This window comes from Mesorhizobium sp. L48C026A00 (assembly GCF_000502375.1).
Lineage (GTDB): Bacteria > Pseudomonadota > Alphaproteobacteria > Rhizobiales > Rhizobiaceae > Mesorhizobium > Mesorhizobium muleiense.
In genome coordinates, this window is record NZ_AYWU01000090.1 from 1 (window position 1) to 1,815 (window position 1,815).

Here is a 1,815-nt window from a genome sequence, read left to right on the forward strand (position 1 = left end):
GGCGCCTGGCGCACCTGCGCCTCGAACAGCTCGTGGATGCACCGCTGCGACGGATAGGCCGCCGCCGTCCGGTTCAGATCCTCCACCAGATACGTCCGCTCGGCGGCCGACAGGATGTCCAGCTCCCGCACCGGCCTGTCGGGCGCCCGCTCCAGCGCCTCCGCCAATTGCTCGAGCACGTGCTGCATGTAGCCGCAGACCCGATCCGCAGACACGGGCTCCACCACCTGCGCCGTCAGGCCGAGCGCCTCGCCATAATCCTCCACCGACAGGGTCAGCGGATAGTTGGTGCGTTCCTCCCCGCCCAGCCATTCCATGCCCGCCAGGACATCATCCGGTCCGCAGCCGGTCATGGCCGCCGGCGTGTTGTGGCGGTAGTTCAACAGCGCGCCGAACAGCGGCGCCGGCGCCGCAACCCCGCTGCAGCGTTGCGCCAGCGCCAGCGAGGCATGCTCGTGCGCCAGCAGCTCGGAAAGCCGCGCGTGCATGGTCCGCACGCTCGCCGCGACCCCGGTCCCGTCCAGGTCAAGCCGCACAGGCAGGGTGTTCATGAACAGGCCCAGCGCGCGGTCGGCGCCCGCGCCCGCATGCATGCGGCCGAACAGCACCGTGCCGAACACCACCTGCTCTCGCCCGCTGCTGCGCGCCACCACCTGCCCCCACGCCAGATGGCACAGGCTGGCCCGGCNACCGGCCCAGCGCCCGGTCGGCCCCCGCCCCCGCATGCATGCGGCCGAACAGCACCGTGCCGAACACCACCTGCTCTCGCCCGCTGCTGCGCGCCACCACCTGCCCCCACGCCAGATGGCACAGGCTGGCCAGGCTTACCCCCAGCCGCCGCGCCTGTTCCCGCAACCGATCGTTGAGCGCCTGCGGCAGCATCCGCCGCGCCTCGCCGACCCCGCTGCCGTCGCCGCGCACCTCGCCCAGCCCGAACGGCATGGTCGGCTCGTCGATGTCGGCCAGCTGTTCCTGGAAGAACTCCTCATGCGCCTTGGCATCGACCCCCAGCCGCGCCTGCGCCACCAGATTGCGGAACGGCTGCGGTGCCGCAAGNATCACTTCCAGCGTCGTGTGATCCCCGATCAGATGATGCTGCAGCTCCAGCAGCAGCCAGCGCCCGCTGCCGGGCTCGCGCGCGATCACAAACCGCAACAACGGCGCCCGGCCAAGGTCGATGCGGTGCCGGCGCGGATCAAACCGGCGCCTGAACTCCTCGGCGCCGGAACCGTCACACGCATCCAGCTCGACCTCGGTCACCTCCAGCGGCGCACGCCGCCACACCACCTGGGCCGGGCTGGACAGCCCCTCCCAGACAAAGGCCGTACGCAGAATGTCGTGCCGGTCCACCACCTGCTGAACCGCGCCAAGATAGCGCTCCAACAGGTCGCGCTCGGCAAACGCCGAGGCCGGTCACCACGTCGTCGCAACNAGACAAAGGCCGTACGCAGAATGTCGTGCCGGTCCACCACCTGCTGAACCGCGCCAAGATAGCGCTCCAACAGGTCGCGCTCGGCAAACGCCATCTGCGAGACCAGCAAATATGGATCGCCCTGGCTGGCCAGCAGATGATGGAACAGGATGCCGTCCTGCAGCGGCGACAACCCATAAATGTCCTGGATGTTGCCGACGCCGCCGGGCACCGTGGCGACGATCCGGTCGATCTCCGGCTGGGCCAGCTCGATGAGCGGCAGCATCTGCGGCGTAATTGCCGTGCTGTGTTCGGTGATCAGGTTGGCAGGCACCGCCACCTCGTGATAGCTGCCCAGGCTTGCGGCAAGATCGGCCAGCACCGGCCTGGCGAACAGGGCACGC

Annotated in this window: 2 protein-coding genes and 1 pseudogene; all 3 read right to left on the bottom strand. The window is 69.6% G+C overall.

The window, feature by feature from the left end:
* The coding region (locus X738_RS89625) for a condensation domain-containing protein (RefSeq protein ID WP_373420515.1) at positions 1-620 on the bottom strand (620 nt) is incomplete at its 3' end.
* Positions 526-1,353 carry a condensation domain-containing protein gene (locus tag X738_RS89630; RefSeq protein ID WP_441295569.1) on the bottom strand — a complete coding sequence of 276 codons (828 nt, stop codon included), beginning with the start codon at positions 1,351-1,353 and terminating at the stop codon, positions 526-528. The genes X738_RS89630 and X738_RS89625, both read right to left, overlap by 95 nt.
* A 101-nt stretch (positions 1,354-1,454) precedes the next feature.
* Positions 1,455-1,815, bottom strand: a pseudogene (locus tag X738_RS89635) (hypothetical protein); the annotation flags it as partial.